This window comes from Brevundimonas sp. SL161 (genome assembly GCF_049896985.1).
Classification (GTDB): Bacteria; Pseudomonadota; Alphaproteobacteria; order Caulobacterales; family Caulobacteraceae; genus Brevundimonas.
This window is the reverse complement of record NZ_JAFCVJ010000013.1, coordinates 39,729-60,113: the sequence shown is the minus strand read 5'-3', so window position 1 is coordinate 60,113 and position 20,385 is coordinate 39,729. Positions and strand designations below refer to the sequence as shown.

Annotated in this window: 25 protein-coding genes; 4 read left to right on the top strand and 21 right to left on the bottom strand. The window is 67.6% G+C overall.

Annotated elements, in window-relative coordinates; translation table 11 throughout:
* Window positions 1-30: 30 nt before the first annotated feature.
* Window positions 31-1,677, top strand: coding sequence for a putative bifunctional diguanylate cyclase/phosphodiesterase (locus tag ACP7AU_RS10760; protein ID WP_426036153.1), 1,647 nt, complete (start codon window positions 31-33; stop codon window positions 1,675-1,677).
* On the opposite strand, the gene ACP7AU_RS10755 is transcribed toward ACP7AU_RS10760, so the two are convergent.
* Window positions 1,674-2,243: a YqgE/AlgH family protein gene (locus ACP7AU_RS10755; RefSeq protein WP_426051405.1), complete on the bottom strand. Its 570-nt coding sequence runs from the start codon at window positions 2,241-2,243 to the stop codon at window positions 1,674-1,676. The two genes, ACP7AU_RS10760 and ACP7AU_RS10755, sit on opposite strands and share 4 nt — an antisense overlap.
* Before the next feature lie 135 nt (window positions 2,244-2,378).
* Here ACP7AU_RS10755 and ACP7AU_RS10750 point away from each other — a divergent pair, with 135 nt between their 5' ends.
* Both ACP7AU_RS10750 and ACP7AU_RS10745 read left to right on the top strand, forming a co-directional pair.
* Window positions 2,379-2,864 carry a peroxiredoxin gene (locus ACP7AU_RS10750; RefSeq protein WP_426036157.1) on the top strand — a complete coding sequence of 162 codons (486 nt, stop codon included), beginning with the start codon at window positions 2,379-2,381 and terminating at the stop codon, window positions 2,862-2,864.
* 13 nt (window positions 2,865-2,877) lie between these two features.
* Complete coding sequence (locus ACP7AU_RS10745; RefSeq protein WP_426051404.1) at window positions 2,878-3,339, top strand: very short patch repair endonuclease; 462 nt, start codon at window positions 2,878-2,880, stop codon at window positions 3,337-3,339.
* On the opposite strand, the gene ACP7AU_RS10740 is transcribed toward ACP7AU_RS10745, so the two are convergent.
* The 5 genes from ACP7AU_RS10740 to ACP7AU_RS10720 all read right to left on the bottom strand — a co-directional run bounded on the left by ACP7AU_RS10740 (window position 3,282) and on the right by ACP7AU_RS10720 (window position 8,061).
* Window positions 3,282-5,216, bottom strand: a complete 1,935-nt coding sequence (locus tag ACP7AU_RS10740; RefSeq protein ID WP_426051403.1) for an ATP-binding protein — start codon at window positions 5,214-5,216, stop codon at window positions 3,282-3,284. The two genes, ACP7AU_RS10745 and ACP7AU_RS10740, sit on opposite strands and share 58 nt — an antisense overlap.
* Before the next feature lie 61 nt (window positions 5,217-5,277).
* On the bottom strand, window positions 5,278-6,324 hold the full coding sequence (locus ACP7AU_RS10735; RefSeq protein ID WP_426051402.1) for a quinone-dependent dihydroorotate dehydrogenase: 1,047 nt from the start codon (window positions 6,322-6,324) through the stop codon (window positions 5,278-5,280).
* Window positions 6,325-6,759 (bottom strand): DUF952 domain-containing protein, encoded by a 435-nt coding sequence (locus tag ACP7AU_RS10730; RefSeq protein WP_426036165.1) that lies wholly within the window; start codon window positions 6,757-6,759, stop codon window positions 6,325-6,327. It lies immediately after the preceding gene.
* Window positions 6,759-7,271, bottom strand: coding sequence for a SixA phosphatase family protein (locus ACP7AU_RS10725; protein WP_426036167.1), 513 nt, complete (start codon window positions 7,269-7,271; stop codon window positions 6,759-6,761). The genes ACP7AU_RS10730 and ACP7AU_RS10725 overlap by 1 nt, the downstream gene beginning before the upstream one ends.
* 10 nt (window positions 7,272-7,281) lie before the next feature.
* Window positions 7,282-8,061, bottom strand: a complete 780-nt coding sequence (locus tag ACP7AU_RS10720) for a class I SAM-dependent methyltransferase (protein ID WP_426036169.1) — start codon at window positions 8,059-8,061, stop codon at window positions 7,282-7,284.
* A gap of 46 nt (window positions 8,062-8,107) precedes the next feature.
* Here ACP7AU_RS10720 and gloB point away from each other — a divergent pair, with 46 nt between their 5' ends.
* Window positions 8,108-8,836 carry a hydroxyacylglutathione hydrolase gene (gene gloB, locus ACP7AU_RS10715; RefSeq protein WP_426036171.1) on the top strand — a complete coding sequence of 243 codons (729 nt, stop codon included), beginning with the start codon at window positions 8,108-8,110 and terminating at the stop codon, window positions 8,834-8,836.
* On the opposite strand, the gene ACP7AU_RS10710 is transcribed toward gloB, so the two are convergent.
* The 15 genes from ACP7AU_RS10710 to ACP7AU_RS10640 form a co-directional block, all read right to left on the bottom strand.
* The gene (locus ACP7AU_RS10710; protein ID WP_426051401.1) at window positions 8,833-9,615 is read right to left on the bottom strand and encodes a DUF4908 domain-containing protein; all 783 of its coding nucleotides are present in this window, start codon (window positions 9,613-9,615) and stop codon (window positions 8,833-8,835) included. The genes gloB and ACP7AU_RS10710 overlap by 4 nt on opposite strands.
* A gap of 50 nt (window positions 9,616-9,665) precedes the next feature.
* Window positions 9,666-10,391 carry an acetoacetyl-CoA reductase gene (gene phbB, locus ACP7AU_RS10705; protein ID WP_426051400.1) on the bottom strand — a complete coding sequence of 242 codons (726 nt, stop codon included), beginning with the start codon at window positions 10,389-10,391 and terminating at the stop codon, window positions 9,666-9,668.
* A gap of 107 nt (window positions 10,392-10,498) precedes the next feature.
* Window positions 10,499-11,113, bottom strand: coding sequence for a malonic semialdehyde reductase (locus ACP7AU_RS10700; protein ID WP_426051399.1), 615 nt, complete (start codon window positions 11,111-11,113; stop codon window positions 10,499-10,501).
* 111 nt (window positions 11,114-11,224) lie between these two features.
* A complete protein-coding gene (locus ACP7AU_RS10695; protein ID WP_426051398.1) occupies window positions 11,225-11,974 on the bottom strand; it encodes a DUF72 domain-containing protein in 750 nt (249 codons plus the stop codon).
* On the bottom strand, window positions 11,971-12,282 hold the full coding sequence (locus ACP7AU_RS10690; RefSeq protein ID WP_426036181.1) for a type II toxin-antitoxin system RelE/ParE family toxin: 312 nt from the start codon (window positions 12,280-12,282) through the stop codon (window positions 11,971-11,973). The genes ACP7AU_RS10695 and ACP7AU_RS10690 overlap by 4 nt, the downstream gene beginning before the upstream one ends.
* A gap of 3 nt (window positions 12,283-12,285) precedes the next feature.
* Window positions 12,286-12,546: a type II toxin-antitoxin system ParD family antitoxin gene (locus ACP7AU_RS10685; protein ID WP_426036183.1), complete on the bottom strand. Its 261-nt coding sequence runs from the start codon at window positions 12,544-12,546 to the stop codon at window positions 12,286-12,288.
* A 31-nt stretch (window positions 12,547-12,577) separates the two neighbouring features.
* On the bottom strand, window positions 12,578-13,321 hold the full coding sequence (gene truA, locus ACP7AU_RS10680) for a tRNA pseudouridine(38-40) synthase TruA (RefSeq protein ID WP_426051397.1): 744 nt from the start codon (window positions 13,319-13,321) through the stop codon (window positions 12,578-12,580).
* Entirely contained in the window at window positions 13,321-14,247 is a 927-nt protein-coding gene (gene fmt, locus ACP7AU_RS10675) for a methionyl-tRNA formyltransferase (RefSeq protein ID WP_426051396.1), read from the bottom strand. Before fmt ends, truA begins: the two co-directional genes overlap by 1 nt.
* 16 nt (window positions 14,248-14,263) lie before the next feature.
* Window positions 14,264-14,587 carry a type II toxin-antitoxin system PemK/MazF family toxin gene (locus ACP7AU_RS10670; protein ID WP_426036189.1) on the bottom strand — a complete coding sequence of 108 codons (324 nt, stop codon included), beginning with the start codon at window positions 14,585-14,587 and terminating at the stop codon, window positions 14,264-14,266.
* Window positions 14,569-14,787, bottom strand: a complete 219-nt coding sequence (locus ACP7AU_RS10665) for a hypothetical protein (RefSeq protein WP_426051395.1) — start codon at window positions 14,785-14,787, stop codon at window positions 14,569-14,571. Before ACP7AU_RS10665 ends, ACP7AU_RS10670 begins: the two co-directional genes overlap by 19 nt.
* Window positions 14,788-14,826: 39 nt before the next feature.
* Window positions 14,827-15,045 (bottom strand): hypothetical protein, encoded by a 219-nt coding sequence (locus tag ACP7AU_RS10660; protein ID WP_425991762.1) that lies wholly within the window; start codon window positions 15,043-15,045, stop codon window positions 14,827-14,829.
* Window positions 15,045-15,617, bottom strand: a complete 573-nt coding sequence (def, locus tag ACP7AU_RS10655; RefSeq protein ID WP_426051394.1) for a peptide deformylase — start codon at window positions 15,615-15,617, stop codon at window positions 15,045-15,047. Before def ends, ACP7AU_RS10660 begins: the two co-directional genes overlap by 1 nt.
* A 31-nt stretch (window positions 15,618-15,648) precedes the next feature.
* The gene (locus ACP7AU_RS10650) at window positions 15,649-15,987 is read right to left on the bottom strand and encodes an acyl-CoA thioesterase (RefSeq protein ID WP_426036898.1); all 339 of its coding nucleotides are present in this window, start codon (window positions 15,985-15,987) and stop codon (window positions 15,649-15,651) included.
* 61 nt (window positions 15,988-16,048) lie between these two features.
* The gene (locus ACP7AU_RS10645; protein ID WP_426051393.1) at window positions 16,049-18,133 is read right to left on the bottom strand and encodes a prolyl oligopeptidase family serine peptidase; all 2,085 of its coding nucleotides are present in this window, start codon (window positions 18,131-18,133) and stop codon (window positions 16,049-16,051) included.
* A 70-nt stretch (window positions 18,134-18,203) separates the two neighbouring features.
* The gene (locus tag ACP7AU_RS10640; RefSeq protein WP_426051392.1) at window positions 18,204-20,294 is read right to left on the bottom strand and encodes a prolyl oligopeptidase family serine peptidase; all 2,091 of its coding nucleotides are present in this window, start codon (window positions 20,292-20,294) and stop codon (window positions 18,204-18,206) included.
* Window positions 20,295-20,385 lie beyond the last annotated feature (91 nt).

Below are 20,385 nucleotides of genomic sequence, written 5' to 3'. Positions count from 1 at the left end.
CCTGCACCCGTGACCCCGCGACCCCGTACCATGACCTGGGACGCGACCACGGCCATCGAGGCGCTGGCCGCCGCTGATTCCGCCCTGTGGATATGGACCCCGAGCGAAGATCAGATCCGTTTCACCGGCGCGACCCGTTCGCTGGGACTGGGCCCGTTGGCGCCGGAATGTTCGGGCGCCGCCTTCATCGCCCTCGCCCTGCCCCAGGACCGGTCACTGGCCGAACGGGTGCTGAAACCCGCCGCCGAAGGGACCGAAGTCGCCTTGCGTCTGCGCATGCGTGGAGCCGAGACCTGTCTGTGGCGTGGCGTCTGGCTTGAGGATGGCCTCCGCGCCGCCGGCATGGTGGCGCTGGAAACCAAGATCGCGGGCGCTGACAAGGATGTCCTGACCGGCCTGCTGGACCGCCGCAGCTTCCTCAATCGCGCCGCCGAGACCCTGACCGCGCCAGGCGAATACGACATGGTCGTCGCCGATATCGACCGCCTGCGCCGCCTCAACGAGGCCTTGGGCCACGAGCGCACAGACATGGTGATCTCCGCGCTTGGATCGCGCATGGCCGCCGCCTTCTCGTTCGACGCCAATCCGGCACGGATCGGCGAGGACGAATTCGCCGTGCTGGTGCCGCGCGGGGTCGGCAACGCCGCCGATCGGCTCAGGGATGCGCTGGAACAGCCGCTCCGCGTCGCGGGCTTCGACATCTATCCGACCGTCTCGATCGGTTCGGTGACCTTCGAGGGTGGGCCGGACGCGCCGGACGCCGCAGAGCTTTTGCGCCGGGTTGAACTGGCTGTCGGCGCCGCCAAGAAGGCCGGACGCGGCGGGGCCGCCGCCTATGGACGGGCGATGGAGAGCGACAGCCTCAGTCGCCTGGCGCTTGAGGCCGACCTGCGCAACGCCTTCGTGCGAGGGGAGATCGAACCCTTCTTCCAGCCGATCGTGAACCTGAACACCGGCGCGGTGGCCGGGTTCGAGGCCTTGGCCCGATGGCGTCACCCCAAGCGCGGTCTGGTGCCGCCGGACGAGTTCCTGGGCCTGACCGACGAGATGGGCCTGATGAACGATCTGGGCCTGATGATGATGACCCAGTCGGCGCGCCAACTGGCGGAGTGGCTGAAGCGCCATCCCTCGGCCGGCAAGCTGTTCTGCAGCGTCAACCTGTCGGTCGGTGAGATCGAGCGGCCGAACCTGGTCGAGGATGTCGCGCGCGTAATCCAGGAAACCGGCCTGCCCTGGGGCGCGCTGAAGCTGGAGGTCACCGAGGGCGACATCATGCGGGACACGGCCTCGGCCGCGATCATCCTGCAGAAGCTCAAGGATGTGGGCGCGTCGCTTGCGCTCGACGACTTCGGCACGGGCTTCTCGTCGCTGTCCTATCTGGCGCGGTTGCCGTTCGATACGCTGAAGATCGACCGCTATTTCGTGCTGACGATGGATAAGGACGAGGGTTCGGCGAAGATCGTCAAGTCGGTCGTCAACCTGGGTCGCGACCTGAACCTGGAGGTCGTGGCCGAGGGGGTGGAGAACGCCGGGCTGGCGGCCCTGCTGCTCGACGCCAGCTGCCACTACGGCCAGGGCTTCGGCTATGCGCCCGCCCTGCCGGCGCAGGAGGCCGAGGTCTATCTCAACGAAAGTCTTTCCGACGGCGTCGCGCCGCTGAAGGCGCGATCGGGTTAGGCCCGGCCGGACTGTCCCGACAGCATCGCCGCATCGACGCCGAGGCCGGCCAGAGCCCGCGCCCACTTCGTGTCGAAATCCGTATCGAACAGCAGGTCGAGGTCGGCGTCGGCCGTCAGCCAGACGTTCTCGCCCAGTTCCTCCTCCAGTTGGCCGTCGCCCCATCCGGCATAGCCGAGCAGCAGGGTTGAACGGCGCGGGCCGGTAAGGGGGTCGGTCATGGCCGCGAGCGCCTCGCGCGTGCCGGTCAGGGCAAGGCCCGCGCCGAAGGGTGTCGAGGTGTCGTCGATCATCCAGTCGTCGGTGTGGAGCACGAAGCCGCGCTCGCGCTCGACCGGGCCGCCGACCATGACGGGGCGACCCCTCGACGCGTCGGGGGCGTTGACTGACAGTTTGGTCAGGACGGCCTTCAGGTCGACGCCGGGGGCCGGGCGATCGACGCGCACGCCCATCGCATGGTCGGGCCCGTGTGCGCAGACCAGGATCACCGCATGCTCGAAACGGGGGTCGCCGATGCCCGGCATGGCCATCAGCAGCCGGCCCGCGAGGGATTGGAAGTCGTCCATGACTGAATGATCGGTGCGCGGGGGGCGTTACGCAAGGCGACAGCGGTCACGATCACGCTTGGCGAGGGCTACGGGTGCGCCTATCTGACCGAAGTCGGCGCACGCGCCTCTCTCACAGACCTCCCGGAGCCTCCCATGACGATCCAGATCGGCGACCGCATCCCCTCGGCCACCCTGTCGCAAGGCACTCCGGAAGGCCCCAGGCCGGTCCAGACCGACGAGTTCTTCAAAGGCAAGACCGTCGCCCTCTTCGCCGTTCCCGGCGCCTTCACCCCGACCTGCTCGGCGCGTCACCTGCCCGGTTATGTCGACAACAAGTCGGCGCTTGCGGACAAGGGCGTGGACGTGATCGCCTGCCTGTCCGTCAACGACGCCTTCGTGATGAACGCCTGGGCCGAGAGCCAGAGCCTGACCCCGGACGACGTGATCATGCTGGCCGACGGCAGCGGCGACTTCACTCGCACGCTCGGCCTGGTGCTGGACGCGCGCGGCTTCGGCATGGGCGAGCGCTCGCAGCGCTATTCGATGCTGGTCAAGGACGGCGTCGTCACTCAGCTGAACATCGAACAGGGCGGCGAGTTCAAGGTGTCGGCGGCGGAACACCTGCTGGCGCAGCTTTAAAGCCGAGCGGCGCATGACGGACGTCTTCTCTTCGGAGAAGCGCAGCGCCGTCATGCGTCGGGTCAAGGGGCGCGACACCGCGCCAGAGATCGCGGTGCGGCGGATGCTGCGCGCGGCAGGGGTCGGCTATCGGCTGGGCGGCTCAGGTCTGCCCGACAAGCCGGATATTGTGATGCAGGGGCGGCGGACGGTGGTCTTTGTCCACGGCTGTTTCTGGCATGGCCACGACTGCGCGAGGGGCTCGCGAAAGCCCAGGGCCAATGCCGGTTACTGGACCGCCAAACTGGCGAGGAATGTCGCCAGGGATCGTCAAGTCGCCGCCAAATTGACCAACGACGGATGGCATGTCGTCACGGTCTGGGAATGTGGGCTGAAGGCGCCGGACGCCGCGTCGAAACTGCTCGCCGAGGTGACCGGTCAGGCGGCGACGGTCTCGGCCTCGCTGGCTTCAGGCTCTTCGCCCTCGAGGACGTGACTGAGGGCGCCCAGCAGCGCGGTCGGGGTCAGGGGCTTGGACACGAAATAGGTCATGCCGGCGGCCATGCAGGCGGCGATGTCGTCGGGCGAGGTGTCGGCCGTGACAGCGATCACGGGGGTCGCGGCGTTCAATCCGCCGCCGTCGCGGAGCCTGCGGGTGGTTTCGCGGCCGTCCAGCTCGGGCATCCGCACATCCATGAAGATGACGTCGAACTCGGCGGTCTCACACTGGGCCAGGGCCAGCAGGCCGTCGGCGGCGGTCGCGATATCGCAGCCCAGCGGAGCGAGGATCAGCTCCACCGCGCGGCGGTTGATGTCGTGGTCATCGACGACCAGCACGCGCAGGGGACGGTCCGCCACCTGCTCGGGATCGTTGCCGGTCTCGTGGCCGATCTCGGGGTCGAGGGATGCAGGAGCGGTCTCGAAGACCGGCGTGGAGGGCGTGGAGGGGGTGGGCGCGGACGTAGCCGGACGTGGCGTCCGTGGGGCCAGGCTGCGGACGATGTCGCCCCGGCTCTCCTGGTTGAAACCCTTCGGTGCGACGACGTTGGCGTCGCCGCGTGGCAGAAGAAGAGACAGGGTGAAGGCGGCGCCCTCTCCCGGACAACTGCGGGCGGTCAGGCGGCCACCCATCAATTCGGCCAGGTCGCGGCTGATGCTGAGGCCCAGGCCCGTGCCGCCGTGGCGGGCACTGACACCCTCCGCAGTCTGGTCGAACGGCGTGAACAGCCGGGTCAGCTGCTGATGCGTCATGCCGGGGCCGGTGTCGGCCACCTCGATCAGGATCGCATAGTGCGCAGGCTCTTCCAGCCAGGCCGAAAGGCGCAGGGTGACCGAGCCCTCGGCCGTGAACTTCATCGCGTTTGAGACGAGGTTGTTCAGCACCTGACGCAGGCGCATGGGGTCGCCCTTGACCGAGTGCGGGATGCTGGACGCGCCCTCGACGCGCAGGTTCAGCCCCTTGGCGCGGGCCTCGCCCTGCCAGAACATCAGGGTCTGGGCGATCAGGCCGCGAAGGTTGAAGTCGACGGCCTCGACCGTCATCCGGCCGGCGTCGAGCTTGGAGTGATCCAGAAGATCGTCGAGCAGCGCCTTCATCATGATCCCGGCGTCGGTGATCAGCGCGGCCTGGGCGCGGGCGGCGCCGTCGGTCGCGCCGCGCTCCAGCTCGGCCGCGCCGGTCAGAATGGCGCTGATGGGGGTGCGCAGGTCATGGCCCACAGTGGCCAGGAAGATGGAGCGACCCGCCATGATCTGCTCGGCGTCGGCCCGGCGTTGATCCGCTTCCAGGCGAGCGGCGATCTCCGCGTCGGCGGCCTGGTTCATGCGCTGCCAGGTCGACAGGCAGTAGACGCCGAAGACCACGAAGGCCACGGCGGCGGCGGTGACGAACGACGACGAAGCGCCGTACCAGGCCATCCAGACGGGCGTGGCCAGCATGTAGAGGAAGTGCGGGGTCACGGTGATCGCGAGCACCGTCTTGGAGCGCGGCGAATTGATCACCCCATAGATGGCGCCCGAGGCGGCCAGCACGGCGGCGCAGACCCCGCCCATCGGGCCGCCGGTCAGCCAGAGAGGGATCGACAGACTGCCGAAAGCCGCCGCGTTGAGGAACAGCATGGCGACGCCGGCGGTAGACCGGACCGGTCCCATCCGCTCGACCTTGCCGCTGTTGATGGGGGCGAAAACGATCAGGTCCAGCAGTTGGACCATGAAGTAGGTTCCGACCCAGATGCTCGAGAAGGTCCAGCCGAACAGGGGGCTGAAGACCATGGCGGTGGCAGCGCCCATGCCCAGGCGCTGCAGCAGAGCCTTGCGCCGGCGACGGACCGCAGGGGCCCACGTCGGCGACGTGATCTTACTGGCCTCCGACATTCTGCCCCCGACAAAACGCGCGGTCTTCGCCACGCATCGCAAGACTATGCTCGGCTTGCCCCTAACGCTCCGTCAACGGACCCGCCGAAACCGCCTCGGCGACGCTGGAAAAACCTTCGGCGCGCAGTCGGGCCGCGAGATCGCGTTTGATCCGGCCGACCAGACCGGGGCCGTCGTAGATCAGGGCGGAATAGATCTGGATGGCCGATGCGCCCGCACGGAGCCGTTCCCAGGCGTCCTGGCCCGAGGCTATGCCGCCGACGCCGATCAGGGGCAGGCGGCCCTCGGCGGCCTCGGCGGCGTCCCGAAGCGCGGCCAGGGCCCTGCCGCGCAGGGGTGCGCCGCTGAGGCCGCCGGCTTCGGCGCGGTCGGGCGAGGTCAGGCTGTCGGGACGGTCGAGCGTGGTGTTCGACACGATCAGTGCGTCGATCCGGTGGACCAGGGCCGCCTCGACGATCATGGCGATCTCCGCGAAGGTCAGATCCGGCGCGATCTTGAGGAAGACGGGCGCGGCGGTGGTCCGGGCCTCGGCGATGCGGCCCAGCAGGTCGTCCAGCGCCTCCCGACCCTGCAGCGCGCGCAGGCCGGGCGTGTTGGGTGAGGAGATGTTGATGGCGAAATAGTCGCTGAGGCCGGCGAGGCGTCTGAGGCCGGTGACATAGTCGGCCGCGCGATCGTCTGTGTCCTTGTTGGCGCCCAGATTGGCGCCGATCACAGCGCCCGAGGGGCGGGCGGACAAATGGTCCGCGAAGGCCTCAAGCCCGGTGTTGTTGAAGCCCATCCGGTTGATGATGGCCCGGTCCTGCGACAGGCGGAACAGGCGAGGTTTCGGATTGCCGGCCTGGGGCAGGGGGGTGACCGAGCCACATTCGACGAAGCCGAAGCCGAGGCGGGCGAGGCCGCCCAGGGCTTCGCCGTTCTTGTCGAATCCGGCGGCGAGGCCGATCGGGTTGGACAGGTTCAGGCCCGCGATCCGGGTCGCCAGGATCGGGTCGTCGGCACGCGGCGCGGGCAGGGGGATGGTCTTCAGAGCCTGGATGGCGAGGCCGTGCGCCGTCTCGGGGTCAAGCCGACGCAGGATCGCGGCGCCGAAGTCAGGGACGGGCATCTATTCCTCCCCCGTGGGGGGAGGTGGCGCGGCGCTTCTTTGCGCCGTGACGGAGGGGGCCCGATCCGGATTCGGTGTCTGGGGTTGGCCCCCTCCACCGCTTCGCGGTCCGCCTCCCCCGATGGGGGAGGAATAGGCCACAGCCTCGGTGACCGCCTTCACAGGCAGGAGGCCGTAGATATGCGGGAACAAGGCGCCGCCGCGCGAGGCCTCCCAGACGATCGTGTCGTCGAGGGCCGCCAGGTCGACGGTCAGCAGCACGAGGTTTTCGCGCCCGGCGTAGTGTTTGCGCGCGGTCTCATCCAGCTGATCGGCGGTCGACATGTGGATGTAGCCGTCCGCCAGATCGACGGCGGACCCGGCATAGACGCCCTCGGCCACAGCCTCGCGCCATTCGGCGGCGTCGATGATCTTGTAGGCGACGGTCTCGGTCATCAGTCCTCGGCCCCGCCGCCGAAGGCCTTGGGCGTGAGGAAGCCGTCGTAGGCGCAGCGACCGGCGACATCGACCTCGAAGATCGCCGCCGCGCCCGTTGGGAAACCACCCGCCATCCGGTCGAGCACCGACGGGGAGGCGGCGCTCTCGGTCAGATATTCCATGGCCAGCAACTGGACGCCGGGATTGTGGGCCATGACCAGCAAACATCCCGCCTTGTCCTCCGCATCCTCGACGAAGCGACGGATGATGTCGGTGGTGGCGTCATAGAGGCGGGGCTCGATGCGGACCTCGACGTCCCCGAGCGGGTCGTGCATCGCCTCCCAGGTCTGCCGCGTCCGGGTGGCCGAGGACACCAGGGCGAGGTCGGGCCGCAGGCCTTTGTCGGCCAGAATGCGGCCCATCAGGGCGGCGTCGTCCAGCCCGCGCGGCGTCAGGGCGCGATCACGGTCGAGGCCGCTTTCGGCGGCCCGCTCGGTCTTGGCGTGGCGCATCAGGATCAGGCGGTGCATGGGCCCGCGCTTAAAGAGGTTCGGCGTCTGTATCCAGTCTTCGAGACAGAGGATTGCTGGTGATCGGCCCACGCGTGACGGGCTGGGGCTGGAGCCCGGGCGCCTCGGCGCGCACGCGCAGGGTCGCGCCCGAGGGCCGGATGCGGGCGTAGGCCTGACGGGTCGCCTCCAGCAGAATCACCCCGGCGGCGCCCGGCGCGATACGGCGACCGATCTGTTCGAATCCGTCGGCGAGGCCCAGCAGCGGGGTCCATGGCGGAACATAGAGGGTCTGGGACCAGGCGGTCGGCTCCAGGCCGGCGGCGCGGACCAGTCGTTCCAGCTGGCCCCGGGTAAAGGGACGGCCATGACCGAAGGGGGTGCTTTCGGCCCGGGCCCACATCCCGCCCCGCGCGGCGGCGGCCAGAATAATCCGTCCGGCCGGGGCCAGGGCGCGTACGGCTTCGGTCAGCAGCTGGGCGGGATCGTCCGCCTCCTCCAGCGCATGGACCAGAAGCACGCGGTCGAACGATCCGGCCGGGAAGGGCAGCCGCTTGTCGTCGACCAGAAGGGTGCGGTTGCGCCCGGCGGCGGGCCAGACCTCGACGCCCTGGCCCGAGGGCATGGCGGCGATGACCCGGCGGGCGCCGACGAAGGCGTCCAGCCAGGGCGTGGCGTAGCCGATGCCGAGCACGTCGCAGCCCGTCGCCTCGCCCCAGGCATCCTCCAGCCGTTTCGCCAGCAGCCGACGCACCAGCGCACCGGTCGGCTCGCCGTAGAAGGATCGCAGGTCTTCGATGGCGCGGCGCATGGTCCTGACTATATGGCGATGAGGCTTACCGAACCAAGGACGACCCATGCCCCTGACTGTTCACCTGTTTCCGGCGCGGACCGACAACTACGCCTTTCTGGCGCGGGACGAGGCGACGGGGACGGTCGCGGCCATCGACACGCCAGACGCCCAGGTGATCCTGGACGGGATCGCCAGTCTCGGCTGGGGCAGGCTGGACCGGATCATCAATACCCACTGGCACCCTGACCACACCGAGGGCAACGCGCGGCTCCAGGCCGAGACCGGTTGCGACATCTGGGGGCCGGAGGAGGTGCGAAAGGTCGCGCCGCTGGACCGGGTGGTCGAGGAGGGCGACATGGTCATGATCGGCAAGACGCCTCTGCATGTGACCGCGACGCCGGGTCATACGCTGGGCCATGTGGTCTTCCGTTCGGCGGCGGACGCCATCGCCTTCACCGGCGACACCCTGTTCCCGCTGGGCTGCGGGCGGCTGTTCGAGGGCACGCCGGAGCAGATGTGGGACAGCCTGAGCCGCCTGCTGGCCTGGCCCGACGAGACGGTGCTGTACGGGGCGCACGAATATACGGCTGCCAACGCCCGTTTCACCCTCAGCATTGATGATCGGCTGGAGGTGAAGGCGCATGCGGAGGCGATCTTCGCGGGGCGCCAACGGGACGAGCCGACGGTGCCGACGAGCATGAAGATCGAGCGGGCCTTCAATCCGTTCCTGACCGCCGGCAACGCGGAAGAGTTCGCCCGGCGTCGCGCAGCGAAGGATTCGTTCGCCGGCTAGTCCCGCGTTGCGACGGCCTGGATGATGCTGGAGGACGACGGGCGTCCGGCCTGTCCCTGACGCGGATCGACGACGACCCGCAGATCGCCGCGCGAGAAGGTCACGGAGCTGCGGGCACCCTCGACCAGGGTGATGCTGCGCAGGCCGTTGACACGGTCGCGGAAGGTCGGGGTGCGGGCCATGCGGATGACCGCCTCGGTGGTCACGATCAGGGCGTCGACCATCAGGGCCTCGGACTGTTCGCCCGTCAGGTTGACGACGATCAGCCGGCCCAGGGCCTGGCTGACCAGACTTCCGCGCTGGTTCATCAGGGTGAACAGCCGGATCGGGCCCAGCGTCGGCAGTTCAAGCGGCGGGGCCACCCCGATGCGCGAGGCCGGAGAGCCGTTCGGCGTGCGGGTCGTGTAAAGGGTCAGGCCGCCGTCCGGCGTGACACGCAGGATCTGGGCCCCGCCGTCGTTGCGATAGATGACGTCGCCGCGCGGCGCGGGTGTCGAGCGCAACACCCAGGTCTCTTCCCGGCGCTCGAACCGGAACAGCGGACGCGTGCCCCGGCCGTCGAAGATGAACCGCTCACCGACGTCGGACGCATAGAGGCCGTTGGCAGGGAGGCCGCGCTGGCTGTCGTTCTGGAAGGTCTCATTCTGCTCGGCCTGGGCGTTGCCGCGCACCTGGGCCTCGGCGGCCGAAGCGACCATGATCGCCAGAACGACGACGGCGAACGCCATCGTCGCCGGGACCGGCGATCGCGCCGTCTCGTGCTTGACCCTTGAACTCATGGCCGAAAGCGTTGCGCGGGAGCCGCGGCGGATTTTGGGCGACGAAAAGGTCAGCCGACCAAGTATTGACCGCCGTTCAGCGACAGCGTGCAGCCTGTGACATATCCGGCACGCTCGCCCGACAGCCAGGATACCATGTCGGCGATCTCCTCGCCCTTGCCCAGACGGCCCACGGGGATCTGGGCGATGATGGCTGCCAGGACCTTCTCGTCCATGGCTCCTACCATTTCCGTGTCGATATAGCCGGGCGCGATACAGTTCACAGTGACGCCCTTGCGCGCGTTTTCCAGCGCCAGGGCCTTGGTGAAGCCGATCATCCCGGCCTTGGCGGCGGAATAGTTGGTCTGGCCGATCTGGCCCTTCTGGCCGTTGATCGAGGAGATGTTGACGATGCGGCCGAAGCCGCGGTCGCGCATGCCGTTGATCACCTGGCGCGTCATGTTGAAGACGCTGTCCATGTTGACGCGGATGACGTCGGACCACTGGTCGGCGCTCATCTTGTGGAAGAAGCCGTCGCGGGTGATGCCGGCATTGTTGATCAGGACATCAATGGGACCCAGGTTCGCCTCGACGTCGGCGACGGCGCGGGCGCAGTCCTCGTAGGAGCCGACATTGCCCTTCACGACCATGACGCCCAGCTCGCGGGCCGTGGCCTCGGCCGCCTCCGCATTACCGGAATAGCCGGCGGCGACGGACATGCCGTCTTCCTTCAGGCGCTGAACGATCGCCTTGCCGATACCGCGGGTTCCACCCGTGACGAGAGCCACTCGAGCCATGTGCGTTCCTGTTTCCCTGACGGTCCGGTCTGGCGCCGAACCTTTGTCAGGGAAATCACTAGCCTGTGGCGGGTTGCGCGGAAAGCCGTGGTTGCACGCCTGATCCGTCAGACGATCTTCGCAGCCTCGTCGAAGGTCAGCCGGGGGCTGCGCGGGAAGAGATTGTCGTCGTTGCCGTAGCCGAGATTGATGATGAAATTCGGCTCGATATCGCCGTCGGGGAAGAATTCGGCCCTCACGCCGGCCGGGTCGAAGCCGGACATGGGACCGACATCGAGACCCAGGGCGCGGGCGGCGAGCAGGAAATAGCCGCCCTGCAGCGAGGAGTTGCGGAAGGCGCTTTCGCGACGTCCGGTCTCTTCGCCGAACCAGGCGCGGGCGCCCGGCGCATGCGGAAACAGGTGCGGCAGGTGATCGTGGAAATTCATGTCGTAGCCGAGGATGACCGTGACCGGCGCCTGGCCCGTCTTGGCCTGGTTGCCCTCGCTCATCAGCGGCACGAGGCGCGCCCGGGCCTCGGGCGACGTGACGAAGACAAACCGGGCCGGGGTGTTGTTCACCGCCGTCGGGCCGAATTTGGTCAGGTCATACAGGCGGTGCAACAGCTCGGTCGGCACGGGACGGTCGGTCCAGCCGTTGCGCGTGCGGGCCTCGGTGAAGACCTGGGCCAGCGCGGCGTCCGTCAGGGGAATGTCACGGGCGGAAAGAGAGTCGAAAGCCATTGGGAAATCCCTGCAAATCTACAACTGCATCAGCAGCGGTTTCATATAAAGGGATGGCATCGCGCTGGTTCAAGCAAATTCGCATCAACTGCGGTTACAATTAATCTGCAGCTAGGCAAGCCGGGCGATCAGGGCCTGCGCCGCAGCCGGGTTCCGCACCTTCGCCCCCGAGATGAAATAGGCGAACACCGCGCCGCGTTCGGCCCAGGCCCTCGTCTGCTGCGCTACCGCGTCCAGCTCGCCCGAGGTCATGCCCGTCGGTTCGGCCTCGCGGCTGGACATCAGACGGGCGTAGGTAAAGTCGGCGGTCGGCTCATCGATCTGCGGCCAGGTCGGTTCCTCGTCGTCGACGGCATAGACGATGGCGGCGCCATATCTGGCGGCCAGGTCGTAGAACTGCGCGGTGGCGAAGGTCGGGTTGCGGACTTCGAGCGCATGCCTCAGGCGGACCCCGTCCTGCTCCATGGGCAGCAGCTTCAGGAAGCCCTCGAAATCCTCGGGATCGAACTTCTTGGTCCCCATGAACTGCCAGTTGATCGGGCCCAGCCTGTCGCCCAGCAGGGTCAGGCCCTGGTCGAGGAACCTTGCGAAGCTCTCGCCGCCCTCGGACAGGACCTTCCGGTTGGTGCAGTAGCGGCTGGCCTTCACGGAAAAGACAAAGCCCTCCGGCGTCGCGTCGCGCCATTTCATCCAGCTGTCAGGCTTGAACGTCGAATAGTAGGTGCCGTTGATCTCGATGGAGGTCAGGGCCCGCGATGCATATTCCAGCTCGCGCTTCTGTGTCAGGTCCGATGGATAGAAGACGCCACGCCAGGGCTCGAAGGTCCAGCCGCCGATGCCGACATGGATGGGGTGGGTCATGGGGTGTGCTCCTCGCCGTCGATGGCGTTATCCTGCCAATTCTCGTGCCCGTGGCGAAAACGCAGGATCAGAACGCCCGCCTCATCGACCGTGTAGATGATCACGTGGGATTGGAAAGGACGGGCGCGGATCGGCGGCTGGATCGTCTCCCTCAATCGCGACGCCAGAGGATAGTCGGCGATCTGTTGGACAGCTCGCCGAAGGCCGGCGACATAGGCTTCAGCCTGCCGTCGTCCGAACATTTCCGAGCTGCTGAGATAGATCGATTTCAGATCGGCTTCAGCCGCCCCGGCGTAGCGGACCCGCAATGGTCAGGCCGCCCGCGAACCTGCGCGGCTCCCGGCTTCCGCGCGCGCCTCCGTGATGATCTCGTCGAAGTTCTTTTCACTAACGCCGGACGCATAGGCTTCATCGACCAGTCGCTGCATGCTGGCGATCTTCTCCGCCTTCACCTGCTCCTTGCGGATCAGGTCGCGGACGTAGTCGCTGGAGTTGGCATACCTGCCATCTGAGGACTGGGCCTCGACCCAAGCCTTCATCTGGTCGGGGAGGGATATGTTCATCGTGGCCATGACGTCAGCGTCTGCCCGATGGCAAACCTTGTCAAGAACCGTAGCTGACGCCGGTCAGATAGAGCCCATCCGACGGCGCGACCGGTCCACAGGCGGTGCGATCGCTGGCCTCAAGCGCCGCTTTCACGTCGTCGGGCGTCCAGCGTCCGAGGCCGGCTTCAACCAGGGTGCCAGCCATGGAGCGGACCTGACGGTGCAGGAAGGAGCGGGCCTCGAAAACCAGATGCACCTCCGCGCCCACGCGTCGGACCGTCGCCACATCGAGCGTCTTCTCCGGCGACCTCGACTGGCAGGCCAGGTCGCGGAAGGTGGTGAAGTCGTGGTGGCCGATCAGATGGTTGGCGCCGGCCTGCATGGCCCCGGCATCGAGCGGTTTGCGGACGTGCCAGACCCGGCCGCGCTCCAGCGCCGGGCGGCCGGGGCGGTTGAGGATGCGGTACAGGTATTTGCGGCCCGTGGCCGAGAAGCGGGCATGCCAGTCGTCGGGTACGGCTAGGCAATCGAGGACGGCGACGCCCTCCCTGATCAGATGGGCGTTCAGGGCGTTCATCACCGTGGCGGCGGGCCAGTGCTCGTCGAGGTCGACATGGGCGACCTGGCCGGTGGCGTGGACCCCGCTGTCGGTGCGGCCGGCGGCGGCGATGCGCACCGTCTCGCCGCAGAAGGCGTGGATGGCCGTCTCGATCGCGCCCTGAACCGTGGGCAGGCCGTCCTGGGCCTGGAAGCCGTTGTAGGGGCCGCCGTCGTATTCGATGTCCAGCCGATAGCGCGGCATCAGCCCAGGATCGTCCCGAGCGGCAGGGCGAAGCCGTTGAGGAAGTCGGCGGGCGACGACTGCGCCTTGCCCTCGCGCTGGACGCGGAGCAGCCGGACGGCTCCGTCTCCGCAGGCAATTACCAGGCCGCCCTCGAGCAGTTCGCCGGGTTCGCCGGCGCCCTCGCTGGACAGACAGGACAGCAACGCCTTCACGCGCACGGGGCCGTCAGGGCCAGAGGCTTCGAACCAGGCGCCGGGGAAGGGGGACAGGCCGCGGATGTGGCAGTCGATCTCTGCGGCCGGACGGGTCCAGTCGATACGGGCCTCTGCGGGGGTGATTTTCTTCGCGTAGGTCGGTTCGCCGGTCTGCGGGGTCTCGGTGACGCCGCCGCGTTCGATGGCGGCGAGGGCCCGGGTCCACAGGGTGGCGCCGACCATCGACATGCGTTCAGCCAGGCTGGCGGCCGTGTCGTCCGGCTGGATCGGCAGGATCTCGCTGAGCAGGATTGCGCCCTCGTCGAGCCCCTCGGACATCCGCATGATCTGGACGCCGGTCTCGCGGTCTCCGGCCATGATGGCGCGCTGGATCGGGGCGGCGCCACGCCAGCGAGGCAGCAGGGACCCATGCAGGTTGAAACAGCCGAGACGGGGAGCCTCCAGCACGGCGGGCTTCAGGATCTGGCCGTAGGCGACGACGCAGGCCGCATCGAGGTCGAGGCTGACGAAGGTCTCGATGGCTTCGGGGGCCTTCATCGACTCCGGCGTGAAGACCGGCAGCCCCATGGCCTCGGCGAAGGCGTGGACCGGCGACGGCGTCAGTTTCTGACCGCGCCCCTTGGGTCGGGGCGGCTGGGAATAGACGGCCACGATCTCGTGGCCCGAGGCGATGAGCTCGGCCAGGGACGGCACAGCGAAGTCGGGGGTACCCATGAAGGCGAGCCGCATGACAGGGGCTTTAGCGTCAGGCCAGGCCGAGGAACAGGGCGAGCGCGGTATCGACTTGATCGAGCGTGCGCTTATCCAAATGCCCGATGCGGCGGCCGATCTTGTCGGCATAGACGGTCTGCGCCTTGTCGACCATGACTTGGCATCGCTGCTTCAACCCATTCGAATCGGATGGAAGCACAGTCACCCGGAACGTCGCGTCTCGACTCAGGTCGCTCGTGAGCGGCAACAGAGTGATGCTTTGAAGTTGATCAAAGGCATTGGCCTGCACGATCAGAGCCGGTCGCGGCTTGCCGAAATCGCGCGGGAAAACCGCGACGACTAAAGTTCCCCGTCCCATTCCCAACCCGACGTGTCAGCGATCGACTGCCAATCCTCCATCAGATGACGTTCTTCCGGGCTTTCTCGGCAAGCCTTCACCAATGCAGCGATTTCCGACTGGCCCTCAGGCGAACGAACGTGCGCGGCCATCCGGTTGACCTCTTCGATCAGATCGGGTCGCAGAAGCAGAGGGACATATTCAGGTTCAGGTTGAGCCATGTCTGGATCATACCACGAAAGCGATTTCTGTCGAAACGCTTACTGCCAGCGGGTGGAGACGCCGCCGCCCTCGTCCCATTCGCCGCCGGCGTCGAGCGCGTCGTCGAACACCAGCAGACGGTCCAGCAGGACGCCGGCGATGATGCCGAGCGCGGCGACGCCGATCAGGGTGGCGACGGAGCCGATGCCGATCTTTTCGGATCGGGTCAGGCGACGGCGGCCGGTGGGATCGATGACGTAGGACTTGCGGCGGGACATCAGGCGTCCTCTCTCAGGCGCACGGTCTTCTTGACCTTGGACATGGCGCGGTCGCGGCGCAGACGCGACAGGTGGTCGATGAACAGGACGCCGTTCAGGTGGTCGAGTTCGTGCTGGTAGCAGACGGCGTACAGGCCCTCGATCTCTTCCTCGATGCGGTTTCCGTCGCGATCCAGATGGGTGACCCGGACGCGGGCGGGGCGTTCGACCTCGTCGAAATACTCGGGGATCGAGAGGCAGCCCTCTTCGTAGCAATAGGTCTCGTCCGAGGCCCAGAGGATCTCCGGATTGACGAAGGCGCGCGGATTGGGAACGCGGCTTTCTTCGCCTTCGGCCGGCTCCTCGGCACCTTCAGGCAGGGGGCCGTCGCCCAGATCCATGACCACGACACGCTTCAGCTCGCCGATCTGCACGGCGGCCAGGCCGATGCCCGGGGCGTCGTACATGGTCTCCAGCATGTCGTCCATAAGGGCGCGCAGGGCGTCGTCGACGATCTCCACGGGCTTTGACACCTGCTTGAGGATCGCCAGGTCGGGCGCGTTGTCGATGGTCAGGATACGTCGAATGGCCATGGGCGTCAGGTAGGCGCGAGGGCCGGGAGGGTCAAGTTTGGCCCGGGAGGGGTCTCGGCTTCCGGTCCTCGTCGATGGCGACATAGGTGAAGACGCCCTCCGTCACGCGGGAGACTGCGTGGGTCGAGCGCGGCCGTTTCCATGCCTCGACGCGGACGCGGATCGAGGTGCGGCCCGTCTTCAGGACCGTGGCGTAGAGCGACACCTCATCGCCGACCGAGACCGGCTGGTGAAACACCATGGCGTCGACCGCGATGGTGGCGCAGCGCCCCTGGGCCAGGTCGAAGGCGGGCGTCGAGCCGGCCAGGTCCATCTGCGCCAGTAGCCAGCCGCCGAAGATGTCGCCTTCGGGGTTGGTGTCGGCGGGCATGGCGATCACCCGCCCGACGAGCTGGCCGTCGGGCGTTTCGGTGGAGGGTGCGGTCACCTGCTCAGTCCTGGGGCTGGAGGTGCTGGTCCAGCCAGCGGAACACCTCGTTGTGCCATTGCAGGCTGTTCTGCGGCTTCAGCACCCAGTGGTTCTCGTCCGGGAAGACGATCAGGCGGCTCTCGATGCCACGACGCTGCAGGGCGGTGAAGGTCGACAGGCCCTGCGCGGTCGGGATGCGGTAGTCGCGGTCGCCCTGGACCACCAGCATCGGGGTCTTCCATTCCGACACGTGATTCACCGGGTTGAAGCGCTCATAACCCTCGGGGTTGTCGTAGACGGTGCCGCCGTATTCCCACTCGGTGAACCACAACTCCTCGGACGCGTAGCCCATGCCGCGCACGTCGAAGACACCGTCGTGATTGACCAGGCATTTGAATTCGTCCGACCAGCGCCCGGCAATCCAGTTGATCATATAGCCGCCATAGGAGGCGCCGAGCGCGCAGGCGTTGTCGCCGTCCAGGAACGAGTAGCGCTCCTGCGCCGCCGCCCAGCCCTTCTGCAGGTCTTCCAGCGGACGGTCGCCCCAATGCTCGGAGATCGAGTCGGTGAAGCCCTGGCCGTAGCCGGTGGAGCCGTGGAAATCGATCATCACTACCGCATAGCCGGCGCCGGCGTAGCTTTCCGGGTTCCAGCGGTATGACCAGGAGTTGCCGAATGAGCCTTGCGGCCCGCCATGAATCAGGAAGGCGACGGGGTATTTGCGACCCTCGACATAGCCGGCGGGCTTGATGACGTAACCGTGGACCGTCTCGTCGTTCCAGCCCTCGAACGAGAACTGCTCGGCCTCTCCGAACAGGCGGTTGTCGAGTTCCGGGTTCACGTCGGTGATCTGGCGCGGCATCTCGCGGCCGCGGAAGGTCTTCACGTAGAGCTCCGACGGCGAGGTCAGGCTGTCCTGGGCGAAGACGAAGCCGGACGGGGTCAACTCGACCGCCGAGACGTGGCCGGGGCCCGTGATCGGGACGACGGCGCCATTGGCGACATCGATGGAGAACAGCCGGGTCTGGCCGACATCACCGGCGACGACATAAAGGGTGCGGCCGTCGGCGGACCATTGCAGGCTGTCTGCCGAACGGTCCCAGTTGGCGGCGACCTGGCGTTTGGCTCCCGTGGCCACGTCCATCAGGGTGACCTGCCAGCGGTCGGCCTCGAAGCCGGGGCGGGCCATGGCGCGATAGGCCAGGGTGCGGCCGTCCGGCGAGAAGACCGGGCCGGTGTCCCAGGCGTCGTTGCCGTCGGTCAGGTTGGTGAAGCCTTCGCCCGTCAGGCCGTTGGTCCTGAACAGGTCGAAATTGGTGCTCCACGGCTCGGTCTGGCCGGCGACGCGGGCCGAGAAGACGACGGCGTCGCCCTGGGGCGTGAAGGTGAACTCCCCTTCGTCACCGAAGGGCTTGGAAGGGGTGTCGCCGTCGAAGCCGTGGGTGACCCAGACCGGATCGCCTGAGCCGTCGGCGTTGACCACGAACAGGTGGTTCTGGGTGCCGTCGGCCCAGGTGTCCCAGTGGCGCACGAACATCCGGTCATAGACCTGACCCGTCGACTTGCGGGCGGCGGCTTCCGTGCCGCGCGCGACCGAGCAGGCGAGGTCGTCGCAGGTCGGATAGACGGCCAGGGACACCACGACCTTCGAGGCGTCGGGGCTGAGGCGATAGGCGTTGACGTCCAGCGGCAGGTCGGTGACCTGGGTCGCCGTAGCGCCGGTCGAGTCTGTCTTCCAGACCTGGCTGGACCCCGAACGGCCCGAGAGGAAGTACAGGCCGCCGTCCGAACCCCAGCGGGCGGTGTTGGCGCCGTCGTCGGAGATGGCCAGGCGACGCGGCTCGCTCTCGCCGTCGAGGTTCTGGATCATCAGGCTGGAGACGCCGCGGTTGGCCTCCATGTCCGTGGCGCGCACATTGTAGACGACGTGCCGGCCGTCAGGCGACACACGCGGGTCCGACAGCCGGTTGGCGTTCAGCATGTCGGTATAGGTGAAGGCGCGCTCGGCCGCCTGAGCCGTCGGCGCGGCGGGCGCCTCGGCGAGGGCGGGCAGGGCGGTCAGCATCGCCAGTGCGGCGCAGGCGGAAAGCAGGGAACGGTGACGCATCGGACGGCTCCTGGGACTTCGTTGGCGCTGGCGTAGCACCGGGGGAAGTCGGGAGGAAGCGGTCCTCAGATTACGGCGTCGGCGCCGTCCAGCGCGCGGTCCAGTCGAGAATTTCCCTCTGCCAATCGACGTAGTTGCGCGGCTTCAGCACCCAGTGGTTCTCGTCGGGAATCTGGACGAACCGGCTTGGGATGCCCTGACGCTGCAGGGCCGAGAAGGTCGCCAGGCCCTGGTCGATCGGCACCCGGAAATCGCGCGAGCCGTGCAGAACCAGCATGGGCTTGGTCCAGTCGCCCGCGAAATCACCCGGCGAGAACTCGCGGTACAGGTCCATCCGCTCCCACGACGGTCCGCCGAACTCCCAGATGAAGTTGCCCAGATCCATGGCGTTCATCAGCTGGGGCACATCGAAGACGCCCGCATGGTTGACCAGGCAGCGCCACGGCCCGTTCCACTTCCCGGCGATCAGATTGACCATATAGCCGCCGTAGGAGGCGCCGAGCGCGCAGGCCCGGTCGCCGTCGATGAAGCTGTTGGCGGACAGCGCGGCGGCCCAACCTTTCTGCAGATCCTCCAGCGGCCGATCGCCCCAGTGGTCGTTGATGGCGTCGGTGAACGCCTGGCCGTAGCCGGGCGAACCGTGGAAATTGACCATGACCACGGCATATCCGGCCGAGGTGTAGATCTGCGGGTTCCAGCGATACGACCAGCTCTCGGTCCAGGGTGACTTGGGCCCGCCGTGGATGAGATAGACGGCCGGATAGGTCCGGCCCTCGACATAGCCGACGGGTTTGAACACCCAGCCGCTCACGTCCTCGCCGTTCCAGCCGGCGAAGGTGAAGGCCTCGCCCTCCGGCAGGTCCAGGGCGGCCATCGCCTCGACGTTATGGGTGGTCAGGGTGCGGGCGTCGTCGCCGACGCCGGTCATGATCTGGGTCGGGGCGTCGAAGCCGTCGCGGGCGTAGACGAGGACGCCGGCGCGGCTCTCCACGCCGGAGATCGCGCCCCGTCCGGTCAGAGGCGTGATCTCGCCCGAGCGGGCGTCGATGCGGAACAGCCGGTTCTGACCGTCATCGGACGCGGTGGTCAGCAGGCTGCGGCCGTCCGAACTCCAGGACAGGGAGCCGGGACCCCTGTCCCAGTCCTCGACCAGAACCCTCGGGTTCGAGCCGTCGGCCTCCGCCAGCATCACTCGGGCCTGGTCTCCGCCGACATTCTCGCGCCGACCGGCCAGCCACGCCAGACGGCGGCCGTCGGGAGAGAAGGCGGGGGCGAAATCCGGCGCCTCGTTGACGCCGCTCAGGATTTCGGTGGTGCCGCCCGCGACGGAGACACTGTACAGGTTGGTGTCGTTGGTGAAGGCTTCGACCGATGGGGTCGATTGGGTCGAATAGACGACGTTGCGGCCGTCCGGCGAAATGGCGAACTCGCCTTCGTCGCCCTGAGGCTGTGACGGGGTGTCGGCGTCGATCCCGGCCATCAGGTCGCGCGGCGTCCCTTCGGCGAGGCCCGAGCCGTTCAGGGGCTGGACGAACAGATGTTGGCGTCGTCCATCGTTCCAGTGATCGAACTGACGCAGCGGCATCCGGTCATAGCCGGTGACGGTCGAGGGCGAGCGATTGTCCGCGTCGATCCGGTCCTTCGTGCACTGGAGGGTGTCGCAATCGATGAAGATCGGCAGTGACAGGATCAGATTCCGTCCATCCGGCGAGACCTTGAAGGCGATGATATCGACCGGATAGGTCGTGACCTGCACCGCCGCATTGCCCTCGACGTCCGCGCGCCAGACCTGGTTCGATCCGCCGCGCGCCGACAGGAAATAGATCGCCTGACCATCGACTGCCCACCGCCCGGTCGAGGCGCCGCCGGTCGAGACGGCCAGCTTGCGCGGCTCCCCGCCGCTGACGTCCGCGACCCACAGGGCGCTGACGCCCCTGTTGCCGTCCCAGTCGGTCGAACGGACGGAATAGAGCACGCGTCGCCCGTCCGGAGACAGGCGCGGGTCCGAGACCCGGTCCATCATGGCCAGGGCCCGCATCGACAGACCGCCGGGCAAGGCAGCCACGGCGGCGCCGGGAGGCGACGCCTGCTGGGCCGAGGCTGTCATCGGCGCGGTCGACAATGCGACCGCTAGCACGGCGGTGGAAATGCTGAACTTCATGGGAGCCCCTCGGTATTTCCCCACCGTGCACCCCGGCCAAGGCCGGGGTCCAGATGGAAAAGGCAGGACTCTGGTCAAGTCGCCCTCGCAA